The 20,607-nt window shown below is 74.0% G+C and carries 17 protein-coding genes; 10 read left to right on the top strand and 7 right to left on the bottom strand.

What is annotated here, in order from left to right; genetic code table 11:
- The first annotated feature begins 151 nt into the window (after positions 1-151).
- From kdd to ACZ31C_RS25825, 6 genes are read left to right on the top strand one after another with little or no spacing between them, the layout of a single operon-like run.
- Positions 152-1,207 (top strand): L-erythro-3,5-diaminohexanoate dehydrogenase, encoded by a 1,056-nt coding sequence (gene kdd / locus ACZ31C_RS25850; protein ID WP_465797468.1) that lies wholly within the window; start codon positions 152-154, stop codon positions 1,205-1,207.
- A gap of 4 nt (positions 1,208-1,211) precedes the next feature.
- On the top strand, positions 1,212-2,780 hold the full coding sequence (locus tag ACZ31C_RS25845) for an amidohydrolase (protein ID WP_465797467.1): 1,569 nt from the start codon (positions 1,212-1,214) through the stop codon (positions 2,778-2,780).
- Positions 2,781-2,785: 5 nt separating this feature from the next.
- Positions 2,786-4,357: a lysine 5,6-aminomutase subunit alpha gene (gene kamD / locus ACZ31C_RS25840; protein ID WP_465797556.1), complete on the top strand. Its 1,572-nt coding sequence runs from the start codon at positions 2,786-2,788 to the stop codon at positions 4,355-4,357.
- Entirely contained in the window at positions 4,354-5,115 is a 762-nt protein-coding gene (gene kamE / locus ACZ31C_RS25835) for a lysine 5,6-aminomutase subunit beta (protein ID WP_465797466.1), read from the top strand. The genes kamD and kamE overlap by 4 nt, the downstream gene beginning before the upstream one ends.
- Positions 5,112-5,504, top strand: a complete 393-nt coding sequence (kal, locus tag ACZ31C_RS25830; RefSeq protein ID WP_396745868.1) for a 3-aminobutyryl-CoA ammonia lyase — start codon at positions 5,112-5,114, stop codon at positions 5,502-5,504. Before kamE ends, kal begins: the two co-directional genes overlap by 4 nt.
- Entirely contained in the window at positions 5,501-6,829 is a 1,329-nt protein-coding gene (locus ACZ31C_RS25825; RefSeq protein ID WP_465797465.1) for a glutamate mutase L, read from the top strand. The genes kal and ACZ31C_RS25825 overlap by 4 nt, the downstream gene beginning before the upstream one ends.
- 407 nt (positions 6,830-7,236) lie before the next feature.
- Here ACZ31C_RS25825 and ACZ31C_RS25820 read toward each other — a convergent pair whose 3' ends face one another.
- Positions 7,237-7,818, bottom strand: coding sequence for a helix-turn-helix domain-containing protein (locus ACZ31C_RS25820; protein ID WP_465797464.1), 582 nt, complete (start codon positions 7,816-7,818; stop codon positions 7,237-7,239).
- Between the two features lie 75 nt (positions 7,819-7,893).
- Between ACZ31C_RS25820 and ACZ31C_RS25815 the strand changes: the two genes are divergently transcribed.
- The 4 genes from ACZ31C_RS25815 to ACZ31C_RS25800 all read left to right on the top strand — a co-directional run bounded on the left by ACZ31C_RS25815 (position 7,894) and on the right by ACZ31C_RS25800 (position 12,713).
- Positions 7,894-9,471: an FAD-dependent oxidoreductase gene (locus ACZ31C_RS25815; RefSeq protein ID WP_465797463.1), complete on the top strand. Its 1,578-nt coding sequence runs from the start codon at positions 7,894-7,896 to the stop codon at positions 9,469-9,471.
- A 134-nt stretch (positions 9,472-9,605) separates the two neighbouring features.
- Positions 9,606-11,222, top strand: a complete 1,617-nt coding sequence (gene lnt / locus ACZ31C_RS25810; RefSeq protein WP_465797555.1) for an apolipoprotein N-acyltransferase — start codon at positions 9,606-9,608, stop codon at positions 11,220-11,222.
- A 30-nt stretch (positions 11,223-11,252) separates the two neighbouring features.
- A complete protein-coding gene (locus ACZ31C_RS25805; RefSeq protein WP_396746139.1) occupies positions 11,253-12,059 on the top strand; it encodes a polyprenol monophosphomannose synthase in 807 nt (268 codons plus the stop codon).
- 90 nt (positions 12,060-12,149) lie between these two features.
- Positions 12,150-12,713: an FxsA family protein gene (locus tag ACZ31C_RS25800; protein ID WP_465797462.1), complete on the top strand. Its 564-nt coding sequence runs from the start codon at positions 12,150-12,152 to the stop codon at positions 12,711-12,713.
- A gap of 69 nt (positions 12,714-12,782) precedes the next feature.
- Here ACZ31C_RS25800 and ACZ31C_RS25795 read toward each other — a convergent pair whose 3' ends face one another.
- The 6 genes from ACZ31C_RS25795 to ACZ31C_RS25770 form a co-directional block, all read right to left on the bottom strand.
- Positions 12,783-13,124, bottom strand: coding sequence for an RNA polymerase-binding protein RbpA (locus ACZ31C_RS25795; RefSeq protein ID WP_046564157.1), 342 nt, complete (start codon positions 13,122-13,124; stop codon positions 12,783-12,785).
- Positions 13,125-13,368: 244 nt separating this feature from the next.
- The gene (locus tag ACZ31C_RS25790; RefSeq protein WP_465797461.1) at positions 13,369-13,962 is read right to left on the bottom strand and encodes a pyridoxamine 5'-phosphate oxidase family protein; all 594 of its coding nucleotides are present in this window, start codon (positions 13,960-13,962) and stop codon (positions 13,369-13,371) included.
- Between the two features lie 325 nt (positions 13,963-14,287).
- Positions 14,288-15,502, bottom strand: a complete 1,215-nt coding sequence (locus tag ACZ31C_RS25785; protein ID WP_465797460.1) for a hypothetical protein — start codon at positions 15,500-15,502, stop codon at positions 14,288-14,290.
- Positions 15,503-15,548: 46 nt separating this feature from the next.
- Positions 15,549-16,622: a LacI family DNA-binding transcriptional regulator gene (locus tag ACZ31C_RS25780; protein WP_465797459.1), complete on the bottom strand. Its 1,074-nt coding sequence runs from the start codon at positions 16,620-16,622 to the stop codon at positions 15,549-15,551.
- On the bottom strand, positions 16,619-19,066 hold the full coding sequence (locus tag ACZ31C_RS25775) for a glycoside hydrolase family 3 C-terminal domain-containing protein (protein ID WP_465797458.1): 2,448 nt from the start codon (positions 19,064-19,066) through the stop codon (positions 16,619-16,621). Before ACZ31C_RS25775 ends, ACZ31C_RS25780 begins: the two co-directional genes overlap by 4 nt.
- A gap of 230 nt (positions 19,067-19,296) precedes the next feature.
- The gene (locus ACZ31C_RS25770) at positions 19,297-20,514 is read right to left on the bottom strand and encodes an ROK family transcriptional regulator (RefSeq protein WP_465797457.1); all 1,218 of its coding nucleotides are present in this window, start codon (positions 20,512-20,514) and stop codon (positions 19,297-19,299) included.
- Between the last annotated feature and the right edge of the window lie 93 nt (positions 20,515-20,607).

Below are 20,607 nucleotides of genomic sequence, written 5' to 3'. Positions count from 1 at the left end.
GTGGTCGTCCGACCTGGGTGTCGGTCGGTCCGGGTTCGTCAGCGAACCGAAGGTTACTGGAAAATATTCGGTACAGGAATTATTCTGCCGGAAGTTTTCCCGTCATGCGAGTTGATGTCGGGGCTTCGGGCGGTCGGACAGGGAGGTTGGCGTGACGTCACCAGTAGGTCTGCACCGGGTCGTGGAACCGGCGGGGGTGCTGCCGCAGGCGGCCTGGCGGTTGGACGCGCGGTCGGAGATCGGCCCGAACGAGGTGCGGATCTCGGTCGAGCGGCTGAACCTGGACGCGGCGAGTTTCCGCCAGCTGCGGGACAAGCACGGTGGTGACGGGGACGCGGTACGCGCCGAGGTGCTGGACATCATCGCGACGCGGGGCAAGATGCAGAACCCGGTGACCGGGTCGGGCGGGATGCTGATCGGCACGGTGGCGGAGGCGGGTCGGCGGTCGCCGTTGGGGCTCAAGGCCGGCGAGCGGGTGGCGACGCTGGTGTCGTTGACGCTGACGCCGCTGGTGATCACCGACGGGTTGGCGCGGTGGGACGGGCTCAGCGAGCAGGTGCCGTGCGAGGGGTGGGCGATCCTGTTCGCCCGGTCGATCGCGGCGGTGCTGCCGGAGGACCTTGATCCGCAGTTGTCGTTGGCGGTGTTGGACGTGTGTGGGGCGCCGGCGTTGACCGAGCGGGTGGTGCGGCGGTACGTGGCGGAGCGGCCGGCGGGCTTCGGGCCGGTCGCCGTGGCGGTGGTCGGTGGTGCGGGCAAGAGCGGTTCGTTGTCGTTGGCGGCGGCGCGGCGGGCGGGTGCGGGTCGTACGGTCGGGGTGGTGCCGGTGGCCGCGGAGCGCGACGCGTTGGTCGCGGCGGGCCTGGCCGACGAAGTGGTGGTGGCCGACGCGCGGGATCCGGTGGGGTTGTCGGTGGCGGTGACGTCGGCGTTGGGGGTGCCGGCGGACGTGACGGTGGTCTGCGTGGACGTACCGGGGTGTGAGCACGGTGCGGTGTTGGCGACCGCGGACGGCGGCACGGTGGTGTTCTTCTCAATGGCGACGAGTTTCGCGGCGGCGGCGTTGGGCGCGGAGGGTCTGGCGGCGGACGTGACGATGCTGGTGGGTAACGGGTACGTGCCGGGGCACGCGGAGTTGGCGTTGGAGCTGCTGCGTGACGTGCCGGGGGTGCGTGGGCTCTTCGAGGCCCGGCTGGCGGCAGACTGAGGCCATGACGAAGAACCCCTCGACGTTGTATCGGGCCGGCGTGTTGCACTGCCCGGCGGATCCGTCCGCGACGGCCCTGTTGGTGCGGGACGGGCGGATCGTCTGGTTGGGGGCCGGGGCGGACGCGCCGGCCGCGGACCGGGTGGTGGATCTGGATGGGGCGTTGGTGACACCGGCGTTCGTGGACGCGCACGTGCATGTGAGTGACACCGGGTTGGCGTTGTCGGGGCTGGATCTGTCCGGGGTGCGCTCGGCGGAGGAGTTGCTGGCGGCGGTGGCGGCGTTCGCGGCGGGGTTGCCGGAGGACGCGGTGGTGTTGGGGCACGGGTGGGACGAGTCGACGTGGTCGGTGCCGGTGCCGCCGGGGGCGGCAGAGGTGGGTCGGGCGGCCGGTGGGCGGCGGGTGTACCTGTCGCAGGCGTCGATCCATTCGGCGCTGGTGTCGTCGGCGTTGTTGGCGGCGTGTCCGGAGGCGGTGACGGCGCCGGGGTACGACGCGTCGGGGTGGTTGCGGCGGGACGCGCATCACGTGGTGCGGGCGGTGGCGCGGGCGTCGGTGTCGCGGGCGCAGCGGGTGGCGGCGCAGCGGGTGGCGTTGCGGCATGCGGCGTCGTTGGGGATCGCGGCGGTGCACGAGTGCGGTGGGCCGGAGATCTCGGACGAGGAGGACTTCACTGGCCTGTTGTCGCTGTCGGGCGCGGGGGTGCCGGAGGTGTACGGGTACTGGGGCGAGTTGGGTGGTGCGGCGCGGGCGCGGGAGTTGGGTGCGGTGGGCGCGGGTGGGGATCTGTTCGCGGACGGGGCGTTGGGGTCGCGGACGGCGCACGTGTCGGCGGCGTACGTGGACGGGCAGGGGTGTGGTCACGGGTATCTGACGGCGGAGCAGGTTCGTGATCATTTGTTGGACTGTGCGGCGCACGGGATGCAGGGCGGGTTCCACGCGATCGGGGATGCGGCGATCTCGACGGTGTTGGCGGGGTTCGCGGGGGCGGCGGAGAAGTTGGGGACGGAGCGGGTGCGTGCGGCGCGGCATCGGATCGAGCACGCGGAGATCGTGGATCGGCGGTTGATCGCACGGTTCGTGGAGTTCGGGGTGGTGGCGTCGATGCAGCCGGCGTTCGACCGGTTGTGGGGTGGCGCGGGTCGGATGTACGAGGCGCGGTTGGGGTTGGTGCGGTCGTTGGCGTCGAATCCGATGGGGGCGATGCACGGGGTGGGGGTGGCGTTGGCGTTCGGGTCGGATTCGCCGGTGACGCCGTTGGATCCGTGGGGGTCGGTGCGGGCGGCGGTGGCGCATCACAACCCGGTGCAGCGGATGAGTGTGCGGGCGGCGTTCGCGGCGCATACGCGGGGTGGTTGGCGGGCGGTGCATCGGGACAGTGAGGGGGTGTTGGCGTTGGGGGCGCCGGCGACGTTCGCGGTGTGGTCGTCGCCGGCGGGGGTGCAGCGGGGGTTGCCGGTGTTGGAGGCCGAGGATCCGCAGGTGCGGGGGGTGCAGGATCCGACGCCGTTGCCGGTGTGTCGGGTGACGGTGTTGCGCGGTGAGGTGATTTACGAGGAAGGGGCGTCGTGACGCAGGTGAGTGGTTTCTCGGGCGGGAAGCTGGATCTGGATCCGGTGGTGGTGGCGCGGGCGCGGGAGTTGGCGCGGCGGGTCGGGCAGCCGGTGGTGGAGTTGGCGCGGGGGCACACCACGGTGTCGGTGGAGCGTGCGGTGTTGCGGTTGGCCGGGGTGGCGGGTGCGGATCCGGACGGTATTCCGTGGGTGAACCGGTTGGTGGACGCGGTGGTGGCGGATGTGGGGTTGGGGCACGGGGTGGCGGTGCCGGTGTTCGAGGCGTTGGCGCGGGAGCAGGTCTCGGATGTGACGTTGTTGGCGCAGCAGGCGGCGGCGGGTGCGGTGCGGTTCGTGGTGCCGTCGGGGAGGTCGGCGTCGGTGGCGCGGCGGTCGGCGCGGCGGGCGGTGGCGGCGGGGGTGCGGCGCATCGATCGGCGGCGGGCGGAACGGGATCGGTTGGTGCGGCGGTTCGGGGATCCGGTGCGGCGGCCGTGGGTGTATCTGATCGTGGCGACGGGGGACATCTACGAGGACATTCCGCAGGCGCAGGCGGCGGCGCGGGCGGGTGCGGATGTGATCGCGGTGATCCGGTCGACGGGTCAGTCGTTGTTGGACTACGTGCCGGAGGGGGCGACTCGGGAGGGGTTCGCGGGGACGTACGCGACGCAGGAGAACTTCCGGTTGATGCGGGCGGCGTTGGACGAGTCGTCGCGGGAGTTGGGTCGGTATGTGCGGTTGACGAATTACGCGTCGGGGTTGTGCATGCCGGAGATGGCGACGCTTGCGGGTCTGGAGCGTCTGGACATGATGCTCAACGATTCGATGTACGGGATTCTGTTCCGGGACATCAATCCGATCCGGACGTTCGTGGACCAGCGGTTCTCGCGGCAGGTGCACGCGCGGGCGGGGATCATCATCAACACCGGTGAGGACAACTACCTGACCACGGCGGATGCGGTGGACGAGGCGCACACGGTGACGGTGTCGCAGTTGCTGAACGAGTACTTCGCGCACGAGGCGGGGTTGGCGGACTGGCAGTTGGGGCTGGGGCACGCGTTCGAGATCAGTCCGGATGTGCCGGAGTCGTTCCGGTTGGAGTTGGCGCACGCGTTGTTGGCGCGGGAGTTGTTCCCGGATGCGCCGTTGAAGTGGATGCCGCCGACGAAGCACATGACCGGTGACGTGTTCCGGGGCAATCTGCTGGACGGGTTCTTCAATCTGGTGGGCGCTATGACGGGGCAGGGGATCCTGCTGGTGGGGATGATGACGGAGGCGGTGGTGACGCCGTGGTTGTCGGACCGGGACATCGCTCTGCAGAACGTGCGGTACGTGTTGGGTGCCGCCGGTGGGTTGCACGAGGACTTCGTGCCGGCGCCGGGTGGGTTCATTCAGCAGCGGGCGCACCACGTGCTGGGTGAGGCGGTGGAGTTGTTGGAGCGCATCGGTGAGCGGTCGTTGTTGTCGGCGATCGCCGAGGGCACGTTCGGGATCATGAAGCGGCCGGCGGATCGGGGCAAGGGGTTGGACGGGGTGGCGGCGCACGAGGCCGACTACTACAACCCGGCGACGGAGATCCTGGAGGCGGTGGCGTGAGCGCGGCGCAGGGTCCGGTGGTGCGGCCGTACGGGGACACCACGGGTGACGGCATGGTGCAGGTGTCGTTCACGTTGCCGGTGCCGCACGACAAGCGGGCCGAGGGTGCGGCGGTCCAGTTGGCGAACCGGATGGGGATGGATCCGGCGTTATTGGTGCACGCGAAGCAGATGGGTGATGGGTTCACGTTCTTCGTGGTGTATGGGCGGGTGAACCATCTGGTGGACCTGTCGGCGGTGCAGGTGGTGGAGCGGGACTTCCCGCTGTTGTCGGCCAAGGAGGTCAACGCGGTGGTGAAGCGGCGGTTGCGGCGGAAGTTGTCGGTGGTGGGGGCGTGTATCGGCACGGACGCGCACACGGTGGGCATCGACGCGATCCTGAACGTGAAGGGGATCGCGGGGGAGAAGGGCCTGGAGTACTACCGGGAGTTGTCGGTGACGAACCTGGGTGCGCAGGTGAGTGTGCCGGAGTTGGTGGAGGCGGCGCGGGCGGCGCGGGCGGATGCGGTGTTGGTGTCGCAGGTGGTGACGCAGCGGGACGCGCATCTGCACAACACGCGGGAGATGTCGGCGGCGTTCCGGGAGGCGATGCCGGCGGGGCGGCGTCCGTTGCTGATCGTGGGTGGGCCGCGGTTCGACGAGTCGCAGGCCGCCGAGTTGGGGGTGGATCGGATCTTCGGTCGGGGCACCACGCCGGGTGAGGTGGCGTCGTTTCTGGTGCACGCGTTGGTGACGGGTCGGAAGGTGGGGGCGGCATGACGGATCCTCGGGTGGGGTTGACGGTGACGCATCGGCGGTATGTGCCGTACGCGCATGCGCATTACGCGGGGAACCTGGTCGACGGGGCGTACGCGTTGGGGTTGTTCGGTGACGTGGCCACGGAGGTGTGTATCCGCACGGACGGCGACGAGGGGTTGTTCGCGTCGTACTCGGATGTGCAGTTCCGGGCGCCGATGAAGGCCGGTGACGTGCTGGAGGTGGTGGCGACGGTGACGCGGGTGGGTACCCGGAGCCGCACGTTGGACTTCGAGGCGCGGGTGGTGTGTCGGGGGCGGCCGGATCGGGGTGAGTCGGCGGCGGAGGTGTTGGAGGTGCCGGTGGTGGCGGTGTCGGCGACCGGCACGGTGGTCGTGCCCGCGTCGGTATGAGTGTCGCGGTCTGCGCCGACGTCGGGTCGACGTTCACGAAGGTGGCGGTGGTCGACCTGGCCGGCGGCGGGTTGGTCGCGGCGGCGGCGGTGCCGACGACGGTGGGTACGGACGTGTTGCACGGCCTGGACGCGGCGGTGGCGGCGGCCGGGCTGGGTGCGCGGGAGGTGCCGTGGTTCGTGTGTTCGTCGGCCGGTGGTGGGCTGCGGTTGGCGGTGGTGGGGTACGAGCCGTTGGTGACCGCGCAGGCGGGCCGGCGGGTGGGGTTGTCGGCGGGGGCCGACGTGGTGCACGTGGCCGCCGGCCGGTTGGGGCGGGCGGAGCTGGCCGGGTTGCGGGCGGCGCGGCCGGACGTGGTGTTGCTGGTGGGTGGCACCGACGGTGGGGATGCCGAGACGCTGACCCACAACGCGACGCGGTTGGCGCGGGCACGGTGGCGGGTGCCGGTGGTGTTGGCCGGCAACGTCGACGTGCGCGAGGAGTTGGCGGCGGTGTTGGCCGGTGCGGGGGTGCCGGTGACGGTGGCCGACAACGTGTTGCCGCGGATCGGGGTGTTGTCGCCGGTGTCGGCGCGGTCGGCGATCCGGCAGGTGTTCCTGCGGCACGTGATCGGCGGTAAGCGGTTGTCGCGGGGGTCGCGGTTCGCGCGGCTGGTGCGGGCGGCGACGCCGGATGCGGTGCTGACCGGGGTGGAGGTGTTGGCGGAGGCGGCCGGTGGTGATCTGGTGGTGGTGGACGTGGGGGGTGCCACCACGGACGTGTATTCGGTGTTGACTCCGGATGAGCGGGCCGACGGCCCGGGTCGGGAGGTGGCCGGGGCGTTGTGGCGGGCGCGGACGGTGGAGGGGGATCTGGGGATGCGGTGGAGCGCGCCGGGGGTGGTGCGGGCCGCCGTGGAGGAGCGGCTGGTGGCCGACGGCGAGCGGGACGCGTTGGTGGCTGCGGCGGCGGTGCGGGCCGTCGATCCGGGTTTCCTGCCGGTGGACGCGGCGGGGCGGATGTGGGATGGCCGGTTGGCGGCGTTGGCGGCGACGGTGGCGGTGCGGCGGCACGCCCGGGGTGTGGGGACCGGTGAGCGGGCCGGTCGGGATCTGCGGGACGTGCGGCTGCTGGTGGGTTCGGGTGGGGTGTTGCGGCATGCCCGCGACGGTGAGGTGACGCCGGTGTGGCAGGCGGTGTTGGGTGATCACGCGGGTGGGTGGGCGGTGCCGAGGGCGGCGCGGGCGGTGGTGGACTCGGACTACGTGTTGGCGGCGGCGGGGTTGTTGGCGGCGGAGCATCCGGGGGCGGCGCGGGCCCTGGTGGGGCCGCTGACGTCGGTGTGACCGGTGTCGGGTCGGTTTCGGACGGTGACGGTGAGCGCGACACGCCGTGCCGGTGTGGCGACTCGTCGGGGGTGGGTTGACAAGGCCGGGGGTGAGCCACGTACCGTCTTTGAGTCCTACCACGGGAAGCGGCTGTTGTTCGCTTCGTCCCTTCGTCCGCTGGCCGAGCGACGGTTGTCGCGGCGGCCAGGTCCAGCGGGCGGGGGTCGGCGGGGCGGCGCGAACCGGCCGCGGTTACCGGTGTACGGGCAGGGTGGGGTGCACGGCCAGTAGACAACGGCCCGACGGGGACAGCCAGTCACCGTCCGGTCGGTCCGAAGGTCGGGGTGCCTCATTCCCGCCGCACCGGCTGGGAAGGGCCTGGGAGCATCGGGGCGCGGCGTATGCCGCGCCCCGATTTCGTGTGGTCAGTCGGCGGCGGGTCGGGCCCGCACGTGCAGCCGTTCGCCCTGGGGGCCGTAGAGGTTGAGGACTTCGGCGGGGGTCGGGTCGGGGTTGGCGACGGAGTGCGGCACCCGGGTGTCGAACTCGGCGACCTCTCCGGGGTGCAGGATCAGGTCGTGCTCGCCCAGGCGCAGCCGGATGCGGCCGGAGAGCACGTACAGCCATTCGTAGCCCTCGTGGGACGCCGGTTGCGGGTCGGTGGGGGTGTGGGGCGGCAGGATCTGCTTGAACGCCTGGACGCCGCCGGGGCGGCGGGTCAGCGGCAGGAACGTCATGCCGTGGCGGACGATCGGCTGGGGGCGGACGCGGGGGTCGCCGACGGCGGGTGCGCCGACGAGTTCGTCCAGGGGCACCTGGTGGGCGCGGGCCAGTGGCAGGAGCAGTTCCAGGGTGGGGCGGCGGTGGCCGGATTCGAGTCGGGACAGGGTGCTGACGGAGATGCCGGTGGTGTCGGCGAGTTCGCTCAGGGTGGTGCCGCGTCGTTTGCGGAGGGCCCGGAGCCGGGGGCCGACCTCCGCGAGCACCGCCGCCTCGTCGTTTGCCATAACGGCAACATTACTTGTCGTTTCGGCGGGTGGGGTGCAGCGTGGGTGCCGCAGAAGGTCACGAGGGGGGTACGCATGGACGACGGATACGACGTGGTGGTGGTCGGCGGCGGCGCGGCCGGGCTGGCCGGGGCGCTGGCCCTGGCGCGGGCGCGCCGCTCGGTGCTGGTGGTGGACGCCGGAGCGCCCCGCAACGCCCCCGCCGACCGGGTGCACAACTATCTGGGTCGGGAGGGTACGCCGCCGGCGGAGTTGACGGCGACCGGCCGCGCCGAGGTCACCGGGCACGGCGGGCACGTCGTGGACGGGCGGGTCGAGGCGGTGACCCGCGATGGGGACGACTTCGTGGTGGCCGTCGACGGCGACCGGCGGGTCCGGGCGCGGCGGCTGCTGGTGACCACCGGCCTGGTCGACGAGTTGCCGGCGGTGCCGGGGTTGGCGCAGCGGTGGGGTCGGGACGTGCTGCACTGCCCGTACTGCCACGGGTGGGAGGTGCGGGACCGGCGCATCGGGGTGCTGGCGACCGGGCCGCTGGCGGTGCACCAGGCGCTGCTGTGGCGGCAGTGGAGCCCGGACGTGCTGTTGCTGGCGCACCAGGGACCGACGCCGGACGCCGAGCAGGCCGAGCGGTTGGCCGCCCGCGACGTCGGTGTGGTGCCGGGTGAGGTGACGGGCGTGACGGTGGCCGAGGACCGGCTCACCGGCGTACGGCTGGCCTCCGGGGAGGTCGTGGCGTTGGACGCGTTGGTGGTGGCGACGGGGATGACCGCCCGGTCGGCGCTGCTGACCTCGCTCGGGCTGGTCCCGGAGGACGTGGAGATGTCCGGGCACGTGATCGGCCGGCGCATCGCGGCCGACGCGACCGGCGCCACCGCCGTTCCGGGGGTGTGGGTGGCCGGCAACGTCACCGACGTGTCCGCGCAGGTGATCCGGGCCGCCGGGGCGGGCCTGACGGCCGGGGCGGCGATCAACGCCGACCTGGTCGAGGAGGACACCCGGCGCGCGGTGGACGCACGTCGCCGGCAGCGGGAGGAGATGTTCACCGAGGCGGCCTGGGAGGAGCGGTACCGGTCCCGGACGTCGATGTGGAGCGGCCGACCCAACCCGCAGCTCGTTGCCGAGGTGGCGGGCACGACGCCGGGCCGGGCGTTGGACGTGGGCAGCGGCGAGGGCGCCGACGCGGTGTGGCTGGCCGAGCAGGGCTGGCAGGTCACCGGCGTGGACATCTCCGCCACCGCCCTCGAGCGGGCCGCCGGGCACGCCCGCGACGCCGGTGCGCGGATCGCCGCGCGCATCGAGTTCACGCACGCGGACCTGTTGAGCTGGTCGCCGCCGCCGGGCGCGTACGACCTGGTGTCGGCGCAGTTCATGCAGCTTCCGCCGGAACCTCGGCGGGAGATGTTCGCGCGGCTGGCCGAGGCGGTGGCCCCGGGCGGGCGGCTGCTGATCGTCGGACACGATCCGGGTGACACGCACGTCGGCGGTCACCGCGCCCGCTACCCGGAGATGATGTTCACCGCCGAGCAGGTCGCCGCGGACCTGGACCCGCGGCGGTTCGAGGTGCTGGTGACGCAGAGCCGCCCCCGGTCGGCGGTGCACGATGGCCGGGACGTGGTCATCCACGACGCGGTGCTGGTGGCCCGCCGCCGCTGAGGCACCCCGACGCGAAACGGACACGCGACGCGGTCAGCGGCCGGGCGGGAGGATCGCCCGAGGCCGGTGACCGCGTCGGCGTCGGGGGCCGCCGGGCGGGTAGCCTTCGGCGCGTGACCCCGCCTGACGCCCCCGTGACGACCACGGACCGCGCCGACGCGCCCGCCGACGTCCGCCGGCCCGACGGTACGCCCCGGCCACTGCCTCTGCCGGTGGCGGTGGTGATGGCGGTGGCCGCCGGGTTGGCGCTGCTGGTGGCGTTCCCGCCGTACGGGTGGTGGCCGCTGGCGCCGGTCGGGGTGGCGCTGCTGGCCGCCGCGACGCACCGGCGGCGACTGCGGGCCGGCGCGGGTCTGGGTTTCCTGACCGGGCTGGCGCTGTTCGCGCCGCTGCTGTCCTGGACGAACCTGCACACCGGCTACCTGCCGTGGGTGCTGCTGTCGCTGTTGCAGGCCGGCTACCTGGCGCTGCTGGGTCTGGGCACCGCGTGGGTGTCGCCGCTGGCCGACCGGTACCCGGCGGTCTGGCCGGCGCTGACCGGTGTGCTGTGGGTGGGGCAGGAGGCGCTGCGGGACCGCACCCCGTTCGGGGGGTTCCCGTGGGGGCGGCTGGCGTTCGGCCAGGACGGCTCCCCGCTGCTGGGGGTGGCCGCCGTCGGCGGTGCCCCGCTGGTGACGTTCGCCGTCGCCACGGCCGGTGGGCTGCTGGTGGCCGGCGTGTGGTGGACGGTGCGGGCCCGGCGGGACGCCACCGGCGGCGGTCGGTGGCGTCCCGCCGCCGGATGCGCGGCGGCGCTGGTGCTGCTGTTCGGTGGGGGGCTGCTGGTGCCGGTGAGTACGGTGGCCACCGGTGACACGGTGACCGTGGCGATCGTGCAGGGCAACGTGCCGCGTCTCGGGTTGGACTTCAACGCCCAACGGCAGGCGGTGCTGAACAACCACGTGAACGCCACCATCGCCCTCGCCGGTGAGGTGGCCGCCGGCACCCGGGCCCGACCGGACCTGGTGGTGTGGCCGGAGAACTCCAGCGACATCGACCCGCTGCGCAACCAGTCGGCCAACATCCGCATCTCCGAGGCCGCCGACGCGATCGGCGTACCGATCCTGGTCGGTGCGGTGCTGACCGGCCCCGAGCAGGGGCAGGTGCGCAACGCGGGGCTGCTGTGGCGTCCAGGCAGCGGCCCCGACCTGGAGCAGCTCTACATCAAGCGGCATCCGGTGCCGTTCGCCGAGTACGTGCCGCTGCGCCGGATCGCCCGGATGGTCAGCGACCAGGTCGACCGGGTCCGCGCCGACTTCGTGGCCGGCACCGCACCGGGGGTGGTGCGAACTCCGGCGGCGGTGCTCGGCGACGTGATCTGCTTCGAGGTGGCCTACGACGGACTGGTGCGCGACACCGTGATCGGTGGGGCGCAACTGCTGGTCGTGCAGACCAACAACGCCACCTTCGACGAGGCCGAGGCCCGCCAGCAGTTGGCGATGGTCCGGTTGCGGGCGATCGAGCACGGTCGGCCCGCGTTGATGGCCTCCACGGTCGGAGTGTCCGGGTTCGTCTCCCCGGACGGGCGGGTAAGCGACGCCACCGGGTTCAACACCCAGGCGGTCGTGGTGCGTGAGCTGCGGCTGACCGAGGGGCGCACCCTCGCCACCCGGGTCGGGGTGCTGCCCGAGGTGGTGCTGGCCGGGCTGGCCGTGGCCGCGTTGGTCGGGGCGGCCCTGGTGCGGCGACGGTGGGGCGGCCGAGCCGGATGACCGGCGGCTGCCCGGAGAGGGGCAGCGGTGATGCGCAGGACCGACATCCGCCCGGCGGCGACCGGGGTGCCCGGCGTGGGTCGGGTGCTGGTGGTGATCCCGACCTACAACGAGGCTGACAACGTCGGCGCGATCGTGCGGCGGGTCCGTGGGGCCGCACCGCAGGTGGAGATCCTCGTCGCCGACGACAACAGCCCCGACGGCACCGGCCGCATCGCCGACGGTCTGGCCCGCGGCGACGCGCACGTGCACGTGCTGCACCGGGAGGGCAAGCAGGGCCTCGGTGCGGCGTACCTGGCCGGTTTCGCGTGGGCGCGCCAGCGCGGCTACGACGCGGTGGTGGAGATGGACGCCGACGGCTCGCACGCCCCGGAGGACCTGCCGGCGCTGCTGGCCGCCGCCCGCCACGCCGACGTGGTGATCGGGTCGCGGTGGACCCGGGGTGCCCGGGTGCTGAACTGGCCGCTGCGGCGGCTGCTGCTGTCGCGGTGCGGCAACCTGTACGCGCGGCTGGCGCTGGGCATGCCGGTGGCCGACGCGACCGGCGGCTACCGGGTGTACCGGGCGGGTGTCCTCGACGCCCTGGACCTGGAGTCGGTGTGCTCGCAGGGGTACTCGTTCCAGGTGGAGCTGTCCCGGTTGGCGCACCGCGCCGGGGCGCGCATCGTCGAGGTGCCGATCACGTTCGCCGAGCGGGAACGCGGCGACAGCAAGATGAGTCCGCTGATCGTGGCCGAGGCGCTGTGGCGCATCACCGGCTGGGCGGTACGCGACCGGCGTAGCGCGGTGCGGCAGGGTTGGCAGGCGGCGACGGTGGGGCGGGCCCGCTGGCCATGAGCCGGAGCGTGTCATGCTTGACGGACGGGACGGCTGCGCCCCGCCGGGCGCGCCGTCCGATGACGAGCGCCGTGAGGCGGATGGGGTGAGATGCGCCGGACAGTGAAGTTCGTACCGTTGGCCCTGCTGCTGTCCCTGGCAGTGGAACTGGCCGTGTTCGTGGTGGTGGGCCGGGCGATCGGCTTCGGCGCGGCGACGCTGCTGGTGTTCGCGGCCTCGCTGCTGGGACTGGTCCTGCTACGTCGCGAGGGGATCCGGGCCTGGCGGGGCTTCCGGGACGCGGCGCAGTCCGGACGGCCGCCCGGCGGTCAGGTCACCGACGGGCTGATCGGGCTGCTCGGCGCGCTGCTGCTGGCCACCCCGGGGCTGGTCAGCGGCGCGGTGGGGTTGGTGCTGCTGGTGCCGCCGGTGCGCCGGATCGCCCGTGGCGGCATCCAGCGTTCCGCCGAGCGGCGGGTGTCGTCGATGACCGCCGGTGACCTGTTCGGGCCGCGCCGGGTGCACGTGTACCGGGGTGCGCCGCAGCAGCCGGCCGGCGAGCAGCCCGCCCCCGCGCCGCAGACTCCGCCGCACACCGCGCCTCAGCAGCAGCCGGTGACGCCGGTGGTCGACGACGGCCGCGCCATCGAAGGTGAGATCGTCGAGCCGCGCTGAGCGCGACCCGTCGCACGCACGACGGCGCCCCGGGAGATCATCTCCCGGGGCACCGTCGGTGGTGACTGCTCAGGCGCGACCGCGGCGGGTCCGGACCTCCTGGAGCCGCTCGGCGAGGATGTCCTCCAGCTCGGCGATCGAGCGCCGCTCCAGCAGCATGTCCCAGTGCGTACGCGGCGGCTTCGCCTTCTTCTGCTCCGGCTCGCTGCCGTCGACCAGCCGGGCCACGCTGCCGTCGAACTTGCACTCCCAGGTGGTGGGCACCTCGGCGTCGACGGCGAACGGCACCTCGAACTGGTGACCCTTGGCGCACAGGTACTCGCGGGTCTGCCGCGGCGCGAGCTCCGTGTTGCGATCGGATTCGTAGCTGACCGCGCCCAGTCGGCTACCGCGCAGCATGCGCTCGCCCATGATCGACTTCCCCTCTGTGGTGGTGCTGGTCCTATCGGTGTAACGGTCCGCCGGCACCGCGCCATTCCCCGTGGCCGTGTCTCGGCGTCCCGCAGCACGGCGGGTACGGGTCAAGGGTAGCGGGCCGCAGCGCGTACCCGGTCGGGTCCGCCCGCCGGGTCGTCTCGGCGGACCGTCGCCGCCAGCGGAAATCGTAGCCGTCGCGCGCACCCGGGCGGGCCCGGTGGGCGGCGGCGCGCCGTGATCAACCGGCCCGGGGCGTCGGCGGCAGGGGCAGCGGCAGCCCGGGCAGGCCGTCGATGCTGGTGGCGACGTCGTCCTTGCCGGCGAAGTAGGCGTCCAGCGACGCGTCGTCCTCCCGGGCGAACCGGCGGCCGTGCAGGTCCCGGTCGGCGTCGTAGGTCATCAGCGGCACCGCGAACCCGCAGGTGTCGCGGATCAGCCCGGCGTGCACCACGATGATCGCCCGCAGCCCGTGGTCGGCGCTGTCGATGTCCGGGAAGCGGGCCAGCAGCCCCGGGAAGCGGGGGTCGTCGCGGAACACCGGCTCGCCCCGCCCGTGCACCCGCACGATCGTCGGCGGACCGGAGAAGGCGCACCACATCAGCGTGATCCGGCCGTTCTCCCGCAGGTGGGCGATGGTCTCGGCGTTGCTGCCGGCGAAGTCGAGGTAGGCCACCGTCTGCTCGTCGAGCACCGCCAGGCACCCCCGCAGGCCCTTCGGCGACAGGTTGACCGTGCCGTCGCCGGCCAGCGGCGCGGTCGCGGTGAAGAACATCGGCTGGGCCTCGATGAAGTCCCGCAGCCGACCCTCGATGCGCGCGTAGGTCTTCCCCATCCGCCCATCATCGGCGAGCCCCCACCCACCCCGCCGCCCCGTTCCCAACCCTCGACACCCCTCCGACGCGCGACAGCACGAACGGTTCAGCTCGACAGCCCCCGCCCCCAGAAGCCCCGCCCCCAACCGAGCCCCGCGCCGACCCCCCACCGAGCCCGGACCCGGGACCGGTGCGTTGATCAAGAAGTTTGCGCGCGAATGGTGGCCAGGTCACGCCGAAACCTCTTGATCAACAAGGGTGTGCGGGCGTCGAGGTCGTTCGGCGAGCGCAGGAGGTCGGGGGGAGACAGGTGGCAGGGGGCGGGAGGTCGGGGCGGGGCGGGGGTCAGGAGGGGGCGCGGCGGGTCAGGGCGGTGGCCAGGTCCGCCACCTGGGCGGCCAACTGGGCCACCCGCTGCCGGGCGTCGTCCCGGTCGGCCTCGGTGGCGCGCAGGCGTACCGTCACGTCGTCGAGTCCCCGCTCGGCGGTGCTCGCGGCGGCGCGGGCGGCGGCCAGGTCGGCGCGCAGCGTGCTGACGTCGGCGAGCGCGGCGGCCAGGTCCCCGGCGGACTGCCGGGCCACCGCCTGGGCCCGGTCCCGGTCGGCGGCGGCCTGGGTGCGGGTCCGCTCGATCTCGGCCTGCACCGCCGCCACCTCCGCCTGGGCCGCTGCCACCTCCGCCTGGGCCGCCGCCACCTGGGCCCGGTCCCGGTCGGCGCTCGCGCGGGCCTGTGCCGCCTCGGCCCGGGCCTGGTCGGCGTCGGCGCGGGCCTGGACGAGGTGGGTCTGGGCCTGGTCGGCGGCGAGCCGCGCCCGGTCGGCGGCGGTCCGCAGCCGATCGGCCTCGGCGCTGGCCTCGCCGAGGGCGCGGGCGGCGCGCTCGGCGTCGGCGCGGGCGGTGTCCCGCTCGGCGGTGAGGTCGGTGACCCGGCGGTGGGCGGTGTCCGCCTCGGCCCGCAGGGTGACCGCCTGCGCGCGGGCGGCGTCCCGGTCCGCCTCGGCCTGCGCCCGCAGCGCCTCGGCGGCCACCGCCGCGCGCCGTGCCTCGTCGCGCGCCGTCTCGGCGGATTCGGCCCGCTGGTCGGCGGCGGTGGCCCGGGCGGCGGACTCGGTGGCCTCGGCGCGAGCGGTCTCCCGGTCGGCGGCGGCGGACTCGGCCGCCCGGCGGTCCCGTTCGGCGCGGGCGGCGGCGTCCTCGGCGGCTCGCACCGCCTCGTCCCGCTCCGCCTGCGCCGCCGCCACCTCGCCGGCGGTCTCCGCGCGGACCTGCGCCACCTGGCGCTGCACGCCGGACGGGGACAACTCGGCGTGCAGGGACTCGGTCAACGTCTCGACGATCTGATCGAGCCGGTCCACCGCCTCCCAGGTACGGGCCACCTGCCCGGGCAGGCCCGGGGCGTTGCGGTGACGCATCCGGCTGTTGCGGGAGGCCCGCTGACAGGCGCCGTCGTTGTCCCGGCAGTACCGGAACGGGCGGCCCGCGCCGACGCGCTGCGGCACGTCGCGGCCGCAGTGGGCGCAGGGTCGGGTGTCGGCGGTGGGGGCGGGCTGGACGTCCATCGAACGGGCAGTCTAGTGAGCCGCGCCCGACCGCCCCGCCGGACCGTCACCGCACCGACGCCGGACCGCCGTAGGACGCCGTGTCGACCACCGGAGGAGCGGTGCTGTCCCGCACCGTCAGCCGGGGCTCCAGCAGCGTCGTCTCCGGCACCGGCTCGTCGGCCAGCTTGCGCATCAGCAGCGCCACCGCCTGCCGGCCGATCTCCTCGGCGGGCACCGGCACCGAGGTGAGCCGGGGACCGGCGTGCTCCGCGAACTGGTCCGGGCAGACCGCCACCATCGACACGTCGTGCGGCACCCGCCGCCCCAGCCCGGCCAGCGCCGCCTGCACCGCACCGACGGCCGCCTCGTTCTGCACCACCAGGCCGGACAGGTCGGGGTGCCGGTCGAACAGCTCCACCACCCGGCGGCGGACGTCGGTCGCGTTCTCCTCGCACGGCATCGTCACCGCCTCGACGCCGTGCCGGGCCGCCGCCTCCACCACACCCGCCCGGGTGCGGTGCGCGAACCCGGTGCCCCGGTCGTAGACGGCGGCCGGCGCGCCCAGCAGTGCCACCCGCCGGTGCCCGAGACCGGCCAGGTGCTCCACGCACACCTGGCCGGCCCGGTGGAAGTCCAGGTCCACACAGCTCAGACCGGCGGTGTCGGCGGGTACGCCGATCAGGACGCTGGGCCGACCCAACTCCCGCAGCAGCGGCACCCGTACGTCGTGCAGCTCCACGTCCATCACCAGCACCCCGTCGACCAGCGCCCCGGCGGCGACCCGACGCAACCCCTCCGGGCCCTCGTCGGAGGTCACCAGCAGCACGTCGTGGTCGTGGCGGCGGGCCGAGGTCACCACCGCCGTGGCGAACTGCATCACCACCGGCACCTGGATGCCCGAGCGCAGCGGCAGCACCAGGGCGATCACGTTGGAACGGCGGCTGGCCAGGGCCCGCGCCCCGGCGTTCGGGTGGTAGCCGAGCAACCGGATGCTGGCCAGCACCCGGTTACGGGTCAGCTCCGAGATGGCCCGCTTGCCGCTGAGCACGTACGACACGGTGCTCACCGCGACACCCGCGTGCCGGGCCACGTCGGCGATGGTGGGCTGACCCGACGCGACCCGACCGCGCCGGCTCACCGGGCCCCGCTCGCGCTGTGCAGCCGCGCCGACCGGGCCGCCGTGTCGCCGCGTACCGCCAGCGCGCCGACCAGCCGCACGTCGGTGGCGGAGCGGCCGACCAGCACGCTGTGGGTGGCGTCCTCCACCACGAGAGCGCCGCGATCGGTGTCCCACCAGCCCAGCTCGCCGGTGTGCAGGCGCAACGTGACGGTCCGGCTCTCCCCGGGGTCCAGGGTGATCCGGGCGAAGTCGCGCAGTTGCCGCAACGGCTGCTTGACCCGGGAACGGCGTTGCCGCGTGTAGAGCTGCACCACCTCCACACCGGGCCGCGAGCCGCTGTTGGTGACGTCCACGCTCACCTCGACGGTGTCGCCGACCGTCGCGGTGTCGGTGCTCAACCGCAGGTCGGCGTAGTCGAAGTCGGCGTAGGACAGGCCGTGCCCGAACGGGTACAGCGGCTCGCCCCGGAAGTACAGGTAGGTGGCGTCGGCGCCGATCACGTCGTAGTCGAGCAGGTCCGGCAGGTCGGCGGTGTCGGCGTACCAGGTCTGGGTGAGGCGGCCGGCCGGGTCGGCGTCGCCGAGCAGCACGTCGGCCAGGGCCCGGCCGTGTTCCTGACCGCCGTGGGCGGACCAGAGCACCGCCGGCAGGTGCTGCTGCGCCCACCCGATCGCGTACGGGTAGCTGCTGGTCACCACCAGCACCGTACGCGGATTGGCGGCGTGCACGGCACGCAGCATGGCCTCCTGCCGTGCGGGCAGGGCCAGGTCCACCCGGTCCTCGGTCTCGCGGCCGTTGACCATCGGGTGGTTGCCCAACGCCACCACCGCCACGTCGGCGTCGGCGGCCAGCGCGGCGGCCTCGGCCGCGCCGTCGATCACCAGGTCGATGCCGAAGGCGGTGGCGGCCTGCCGGTCGTCGCCGTCGACCCGCAGCCGCCCCTGGTCGTCGACGGTGACGTACCGGTCGGTGGCCAGGTGCCGCAGCAGCACGGTGCCGGCGGGCAGCGGGTCGAACTGGAACGTCTCGCGCACCACCCAGCCGCCCGGACCGGGCCGGTCGTTGCGCAGGGCGCCGTCGTCGTCGACGCCGACGTGCCGGCCGTTGCCGACGGCCCGCAGCGCCACCGTGTCGCGTCCCCAGTCGAACACGTCGAACCGGGTGGCGTCGGCGCCGACGGTCAGCGGACCGCCGTCGGCGGTGTCCGGGCAGCCCACGTACCGGTCGCCGACCCGCAGCACGACGCGGTCGGTGCCCGGGTGCGTGGTGACCTGCGGCAGCCGCCCGGTCAACCCCTCGACGGTGGTGACCGCGTACGGCAGGGTGCCGCTGTACCAGTCCTCGTAGACGGCGTCGGCCAGCGGACCGAGCACGGCGACGCGGGTACCGGCGGGCAGCGGCAGCAGGCCGGTGTTGCGCAGCAGCACCACGGAGTCGCGGGCGGCCTGTCGGGCCAGGTCGCGGTGCGCCGGGCAGTCGACGACGTCGGCGGGTGTCGCGGCGTACGGGTCGTCGTGCGGCGGGTCCAGGTCACCCAGGCGCAGCCGCACGGACAGAATGCGCCGTACCGCCCGGTCCACGTCGGAGGCGGCGATCAGGCCCCGGTCGAGTGCCTCGGTCAACCATCGTCGGGTGGGGGCGCTGTCGGTGTGGTTCTCGGTGAAGCTGTCGATTCCGGCGCGCAGCGCGGCGGCGAACCCGTGGACGTGGTCGGGTGTCTGGCCCTGCACCTCGGTGAGGTTGCCGACCGCGCCCGCGTCACCGACCACCAGCAGCTCGTCCGAGGCCCACCCGCGCAGTTCGCCGTCGATCAGTGGGCTCAGGTGCGCCGGCACCCCGTCGACCAGGTTGTACGACGCCATCGCGCCGAAGGCCGCACCGGCGGCGATCGGGGCGCGGAAGGCGGGCAGCTCGTACTCGTGCAGCACCCGGGGCGGCAGGTCGCTGGAGGTGGCGGCCCGGTCGGTCTCGTTGTTGTAGCCGAGGAAGTGCTTGACCGTGGGGGCGGTCCGCAGCCGCTCGGGATGGTCGCCGCACAGCCCCTGCGCGTACGCGGTGGCGAGTCGGCCGGTCAGCCACGGGTCCTCCGACCAGCCCTCCTCGTTGCGGCCCCAGCGCGGGTCGCGCAACGGGTTGACCACGGGGGCCCAGACGTTGAGGCCGACGCGGTCCGGGTCGGCGTGGTTCTTGGCGCGTACCTCGGTGCCGACGGCCGCGCCGACGGCCCGGATCAGATCCGGGTTCCAACTGCTGGCCAGGCCGATGACCTGGGGAAACACGGTGGCCGGGCCGAGCCAGGCGACGCCGTGCAGCGCTTCGGTGCCGGTCTTGAACGCGGGCAGGCCGAGCCGGGGGACCGGGGCCTGCCACTGGTGCAGCAGGCCGATCTTCTCCGGCAGGGTGAGCCGGGCCAACAGGTCATCGATCCGGTCCCGGGATGCGGGCAGGGTGCGGTCGGTCATGGTGGATCGCCTTCCAGTGCCCGGCGCGCCGGAGGTCGAAGCGCTTCGACGGCGGATGGCCGAGCGGCATCGCAGGTGACGGTGGGGTAACGGTCGTCGGCCCCGGACGCAGGTGAAGCGCTTCGACGAACCGCGGAAAGCAAGCCGCCCCGGGTGCCCGAGCGGAGCGGCTCGCTTCGAGGTTGGCACCATCGACCGATCCGGTCAAGACTCGGGCGACGGTGCCCAGGTCAGCGGGTCGGCAAGCGTCCCGCCTCGACGGCGGCCAGGGCCGCGGTGGCGCCGCCGAGCGCCGCGGCGGTGTCCAGGGTGGAGGCGTCGAGTCGTACGCCCCCGGTGTCGGGGGCGTGGGCCCGCGCGGCGAGTTCGGAGCGGGCCGCCGGCAGCAGCCAGGGCGCCAGGGTGGCGAAGTGGTCGCCGAGCACCACCGCCTCCGGGTCGAGCAGGTCGGCCAGGACGGCCACGCCACGACCGAGGTGCCGGCCGGTCTCGGCCAGGCCGTTGCAGACCGTGGGGTCGTCCTGGCGGGCCAGCGCCACGATCCGGGTCAGCTCGGGCAGGTAGTCGGTGACCGGGCCGTCGGCCTCGGCGTCGGGTAGCAGCCGGCGGACCACGGCGGGCAGCCCGACCAGCGTGGTCAGGCAGCCCCGGCCGCCGCAGTCGCAGGGCGGCCCGGCCGGGTCCACGGGCAGGTGGCCGATGCCGCCGGCGAAGCCGCGTCCGCCGCGCAGCAGCCGCCCGGCGGCGATGATGCCGGCGCCGACGGTGATGCCGCCGCTGAGGTGCACCAGGTCGGCGGTGCCCGCGTACGCGCCGTGGCGCTGCTCGGCCAGGGCCGCGAGGTTGGCGACGCTGTCCACGGTGACGGTGAAGGCCGGTTCCCGTAGGGCCGCGCGCAGGTCGGCGGCGACCGGCACGTCCCGCCAGCCGAGGGCGTCGGCCAGCGGGACCGCCCCGGCGGGGTCGACCAGCCCGGGCACCCCGACGGTGAGGCCGAGCATGGTGCGGCCCTGTGCGGTGACCCGGCCGATCGCGCGGCGGGCCAGGGCGGTCAGCGCGCGCAGGGTCTCGGCGGGGGAGACCGTGTCGGCGGCGAAGGCCCGCCGCCAGGTGAGCAGCCGGTTGCCGCCGAGGTCGATGGCGACCGCCACCAGTTCGTCGGCGCCGAGTTGCAGACCGAGGGCGGCGTACGGTTCGCCGTCGAGCACCAGCATGGTGGCGGGGCGACCGACGCGGTTCTCGGTGAGGCCGGTCTCGCGGACCAGTCGCTGGTCGATGAGCTCGGTGACGAGGCTGGAGACGGTGGCCTTGTTCAGGCCGGTGCGGGCGGCGATGTCGGCGCGGGAGCAGGGGGCGTGCAGGCGGACGTGCCGCAGGACCACCGCGCGGTTGGCGACCCGCACGTCACCGAGGTCGGTCGGCTGCGGTTCGTTCTGGATGCTGATCACGATCTGCCCGCTCCCTGCGCCGGTGTCGTGGCGCGCGCGTCCATCATCGCGTACCGCGGTGGCGGGACCGACCACGCCGTCCGGGCCGCCGGC

The sequence above is a fragment of the Micromonospora sp. NPDC023869 genome (assembly GCF_055559695.1).
Note: the sequence above shows the minus strand (reverse complement) of the source record. Positions and strands in the feature narration are given on the sequence as shown.

Excerpts from the sequence above, each read along its gene's own strand:
- ACZ31C_RS25795 (WP_046564157.1), bottom strand. The coding sequence starts at position 13,124 with ATGGGCGAGCGCATGCTGCGCGGTAGCCGACTGGGCGCGGTCAGCTAC.
- ACZ31C_RS25800 (WP_465797462.1), top strand. The coding sequence starts at position 12,150 with ATGCGCCGGACAGTGAAGTTCGTACCGTTGGCCCTGCTGCTGTCCCTG.
- ACZ31C_RS25805 (WP_396746139.1), top strand. The coding sequence starts at position 11,253 with ATGCGCAGGACCGACATCCGCCCGGCGGCGACCGGGGTGCCCGGCGTG.
- ACZ31C_RS25790 (WP_465797461.1), bottom strand. The coding sequence starts at position 13,962 with ATGGGGAAGACCTACGCGCGCATCGAGGGTCGGCTGCGGGACTTCATC.
- ACZ31C_RS25820 (WP_465797464.1), bottom strand. The coding sequence starts at position 7,818 with ATGGCAAACGACGAGGCGGCGGTGCTCGCGGAGGTCGGCCCCCGGCTC.
- ACZ31C_RS25845 (WP_465797467.1), top strand. The coding sequence starts at position 1,212 with ATGACGAAGAACCCCTCGACGTTGTATCGGGCCGGCGTGTTGCACTGC.
- ACZ31C_RS25825 (WP_465797465.1), top strand. The coding sequence starts at position 5,501 with ATGAGTGTCGCGGTCTGCGCCGACGTCGGGTCGACGTTCACGAAGGTG.
- ACZ31C_RS25785 (WP_465797460.1), bottom strand. The coding sequence starts at position 15,502 with ATGGACGTCCAGCCCGCCCCCACCGCCGACACCCGACCCTGCGCCCAC.
- kal (WP_396745868.1), top strand. The coding sequence starts at position 5,112 with ATGACGGATCCTCGGGTGGGGTTGACGGTGACGCATCGGCGGTATGTG.
- ACZ31C_RS25815 (WP_465797463.1), top strand. The coding sequence starts at position 7,894 with ATGGACGACGGATACGACGTGGTGGTGGTCGGCGGCGGCGCGGCCGGG.
- ACZ31C_RS25775 (WP_465797458.1), bottom strand. The coding sequence starts at position 19,066 with ATGACCGACCGCACCCTGCCCGCATCCCGGGACCGGATCGATGACCTG.